General features: G+C 68.4%; 1 protein-coding gene. It reads right to left on the bottom strand.

Going from position 1 to position 4,717, the window contains the following annotated elements; translation table 11 throughout:
• The coding region (locus tag RH94_RS41020; protein WP_234426265.1) for a DNRLRE domain-containing protein at positions 1-4,070 on the bottom strand (4,070 nt) is incomplete at its 3' end.
• Positions 4,071-4,717 lie beyond the last annotated feature (647 nt).

A 4,717-nucleotide genomic window follows, 5' to 3' on the forward strand; every position in this document is an offset into this window, starting at 1 on the left:
CGTGCCCGGTAGACGGGGCCGAGCTCTTCGAGCAGATCGAGGCCGTCGCGACTGTAGATGCTGCGGCTGTCCAGCAACCCGGCGCGGGCCGCAGGGTCGTCCGGCAGCTCCAATTCGGCCGCCTTCTCGTCGGAATCGTCGTCCTTGCCGAGGGCCAGCAGCCGGCCGGAGGCATCCAGGGTGCGGACGGTGTTGCCGAACCGGTCGTACTCGGTGGTGCCGATGTCACCGACACCGGTCGGCGACCACGTCGCGGTGTTGACCTCCTGTGCCGAGGCGTTGAGGTAGTGGACGGTGGCCTGCTGGTAGCCGTCCTTTCCGGGCGTGGTGGCCGTGGCGGTGTGGGTGCCCGGGTCCGACTCGACGTCGAAGACGGCGGTGGCGTCCGTGGGCGCGTCCGCCTGGCCCCAGGTGGCCACATTGGCACCGGACATGTCGTACGGGCCGCCCTTGGCGCGGGTCAGCGGCACCTCGTAGACCACCTTGGAGGCGGTCTCGCCCTCGACGACGTCCTTGCTGCCCGGCTTGAGCGCGGGGCGGCGGACCTTCAGCAGCCGGCCCGGGTCCTGGTCGGCTCCGGCTTTGCCGTAGTCGAAGTACCACGGCAGCTCACCGGTGGTGTCGATGGAGGTGAGGCGGCCGGCGCTGTCATAGGCGTACTTCGTCCTGAACGTGGTGGTGTCGCCGCTCGACGCCTTGCGCGGGTCCCACACCTCCACCAGACGACCAGCCAGGTCATAGCGGTAGGTGACCACGTCGACGGCATTGACCTCGCCGGCGTCCGGGTCCCACGACCAGATCCGCACCGCCTTGACCCGATCGACCACGTCGCCGGGAGTACTGACCGTGGCGGTGGTAGCGGTGGCGTAGACGTACTCCAGCACCTCGCAGCCACGCGCTGGCACGTTGCCAGTGCACTGCGCGGTGTCGTCGACGCCCGGCTCTGCCTCGCCGATCACCCGCTTGACCAGGGAGCGGCCGTCGGTCGTGTCGTAGGTGTACCGACTGGTGGATGCCTCGTCCGTGCCGGAAACGGACTCGACCACGTACACGTCCGAGCCGGTCTGCTTCTTGAACGTGGTGATCGTGCCGTCGTCATCGGTCAGCAGATAGCTGCCGCCGGACGCCCTCAGAATCAGTCCTTCGGCGCCGGGCTCCGGGCTGAAGGAGCCGTCGGAGCTCTTGGCGAAGGTGATCGTGGTGTCGTCGTAGGCGGTGATGACCGCCACGTCCTTGCCCGGGAAGGTCAGCGAGAAGTAGTCGTTGTCCGTGACGCCCCCGGATGCTCCGCCCGCCCACTCGGGGCCGAACGGTGCGACCAGTTCGCGCAGCGACAGGTGGTCGTAGTGGACCGCCCTGCCGGAGTCGGCGGCGAAGCCGTTGTACAGCCGCAGGTAGGCGGAGGTGGCGTCGGCCGGGACGGTGAAGTCCAGCGTCAGCTCCGCCCAGGCGTCGGTGTACGGCACCTTCCGCGAGATCTTCGTGACGGTACCCGACGGGGTGGCGAAGGCGGCGTACAGCCGCAGGCCGTTGGCGTGCTGCGGGGACAGGCCGGTCGCCGACGGGACGTAGGCCCAGGCGGAGAAGCGGTAGGTCTTGCCCGGCTTCATGCCGAGTCGCAGCGCTCCGCTGTCGCCGCCGACCGACGCGTAGGTGTCGCCGCTCGTACTCGATGCCGGAAGGACCTTCAGCGAGTCCGTGGAGCCGTCCTGGCCGAGGTTGGTGACGCGGCTGAGGGCGGCCGTGGTGGCGGTGAAGCCGCTGGTGTCGGTGGATACGTCCTGCTGGTTGGCGGTCAGCCGCTCGCCCTGCGGCATCCAGCCGCGGTCGGTGCCGCGGGAGGAGGCGGTGCGGGAGGACGACAGGCCGAACTCGTCGGCGTCGGTGACACCGACGGAGTAGTCACCGGTGAGCAGGTTCACCGAGCCGGGGCCGATCTCCTCGGAGACAGCGCCGTCGGCGTTCGGGTCGACGGTGAAGCCCCGCCACTCGCTGATGTACGCGGCATCCGCGTCGTTGTCCGTATAGAGCTGCGCCCGTACCTGGACCACGCCGCCGATTTGGCCGAGGGTTTCCAGTACGGACCAGTTGGCGTGCGTGCCCATGGCGGACAGTGGCGTCTTCTGTGCCGTGAACGGGGTGTTGTCGGCCTTGGTCAGGTTCGCGAGCGGGACGTCGTAGACGGAGGCTCCCGGGCCGCGCCGCCACTGGAAGGTGACGCGCGTGTACTTGGGCTGCGCGTCGACCTCCAGCTTCACCCGGCGAGCGCTGACGGCGCCCTCGGCGGGCTGCACCATGGCACCCTGACCGACGAGGAAGTCGTAGGTGACGGCCGTGGAGACGTTGCCCGCTTTGTCTTTGGCCTGTACGCGCAGGGTGCGGTGGCCGTCGGCGGAGGGGGTGAGCGTGACCGTGGTCGAGCCGGTGGCGGTCAGGGGCTGTGACGCGGCGCCGTCCAGCGAGTACACGTACCCGACCAGGTCATTGGTGCCGGCGGCCGGGCTGAAGGTGAACTTGCCCGGGGTACCCCCGCCGCCGTGCCACTTCCCGTCCTGTGGGTAGTCCGTGGACGACACGAACGGCGCGCCCGGCTTGGTGGTGTCGACCGTGAAGGTCTGGAACGACGACCAAGCACTGGAGTCGGTGCCGTCGGAAGCCATCGCCCGCCACTTGTACGAGCCTTGGGCCAGCGCAGTCCCGGGCGTCCACGTCGCCGTGGCCCCGGACGCCACGGACACCGACTTGCCGGACTGCAGTGCTGCGGTGCCGTCCGACTTCCACAGTTCGAAGCTCAGCGTGACGGTGTTACCGTCGGCGTCCGTCGACTTGGCCGACAGCGTCGGCCTTGTGTTGTTGGTGGCCGCCCCGGTCAACGGGGACAGAGCGGTCGGCGTGCCCGGCTTGGTGTTGTATTGCACCGTCAGCGACGGCTCGGAGGTCGGGTCGTGGGAGCCGTCGACGTAGTTCGCCGACCGGTAACGGCGCCAGGTGAGCGGGTCGGTCTCGGTGACCGCGGCCAGCCGCAGGCCGTAGTTGGATTGCCCGTCCGCCCACGACTGCGCGATGGAGCTGACGTTCCACGTGTTGTATCCGGCAGGGCAAGAGGGGCCGTAGCCCTTGGCGTCCTTGATCGTCACTGCGCCGGTCGTCGTGGTGGACGGCTGTACCGACCAGGTGATCGCCGACGGATCCCAGTCGGAGGTGATCCGCCGTACCTGGATACCGGAGTTGTTGGTGTCGCACGTCGACGAGTAGTACGAGTACAGCCGCAGCTTCGCGTCGAGAACGTGCTTCCCGGTGTACTTCGAGACGTTGAACTTCAGGAAGGACCGGGCCTTCTCAGTGCCGTTGTACGTGCCCGCCTTCAGCTCGGTCGAGCCGCGCTGCGAGGTGAGGTAGTCCTTGTACTGCACCCAGGTGTCGGTCACCGGACCCATCAGTGAGTCGGTGGGGTCGATCGTCACCGGATATCTCACGTCGGGATCCGACAGGAACTCGGCGCTGGGCTTGAGCACCAGCACCTGACCTTTGCCGTCCTTGGCGTCGATGATGTCCACATCGACCGGCGCGAGGTGTTCCGGTTCCCCGGACACCTTGTCGCGCGAGGAGTCCCACATCACCGGCGCCGGTGCACCGGCCTTCGCCTCGCCCTTGGCGTCCTCCCAGAGCAGCCGCTTGTCGGAGGTCTCCTTCAGGTGCAGGCCCGTGGCATCGACCGGAAGCCGGTACTGCACCGGCCCGTCCGGGCGTTCACGCAGCACCACGTTGTGCGTAAAGCCTTCCTTCAGGGCCGTGACGACCAGGTCACCGCCCTTTACCGCGCCGGAATATGTGGCGGTCGCTCCGTCCAGCCGGGGCTTGGGCAGCTTGCCTTCCCAGGCGACGCCCAGCGCATGCTTTCCGCGTTCGACCTGAACCAGCGTCTGGTCCGTACCGCCGTCCGAGAGCGTCACATCGGCGGCCGCCATCTTCGGCGCCACCACCCCGCCGCCCGCGACCAGCGTGGTGTCCACCGGCCGCCAGGTACCGTGCTCGTCCCGCACCCGGATCGGCCCGGTGTAGGACTCCACGGTCGTGGTCCCGTCCGGGTTCGCCCACGTCGTCGTGGAGTCGGTTCGCTCCCCCGTGACCTCGATCCGCCGGTCCTGCAGCCGCGCCATCAACAGCGCCGACGCCGCGTCCTCCGCCTCCGCCGGCCCCAGCGGCTTCGGCTGCTCCGCGGCGGTCGAGGCGGGNCTTGGCGACTGCCGTTCCCGCCTCGACCAGACCCACCGACAGCGCCAGCACCGCCACCAGAGCTATGCGTCTCAAGCGTGTCCGGGACGGCAACGGATGCCGCACCCACGGCGGAGATGCCTCTTCCTTCATCTTTTTGGTGCCCCCTTTGACAAGTCACGGTCAATGATCTTGATCGACTTGAACATACAGAGGCGAAACAAGGGGCTAATGCGCAAAAAAGGGGACACGCTCCGGCAGTCGTGAAGATCCTGTGACTGAATCGTGTCCTCCGTTGAGCAAGGCTCCACACGTCCTCGCGCACACGAAAAGCCCCATCCGATCGCGTCCCCATGGATCGGACAGGGCTTGCAAGGGAACGTCGGGGGACCTCCCCCAGCTCTCAGCCGACCACCCTCCCGTTCAGCACCACCCGCCGCGGTGCCGCCAGTACCCGTACGTCCGCGCGCGGGTCCTCGGCGTAGACCACGAGGTCGGCGGG

Source organism: Streptomyces kebangsaanensis (assembly GCF_001906585.1).
GTDB classification, from domain to species: domain Bacteria; phylum Actinomycetota; class Actinomycetes; order Streptomycetales; family Streptomycetaceae; genus Streptomyces; species Streptomyces kebangsaanensis.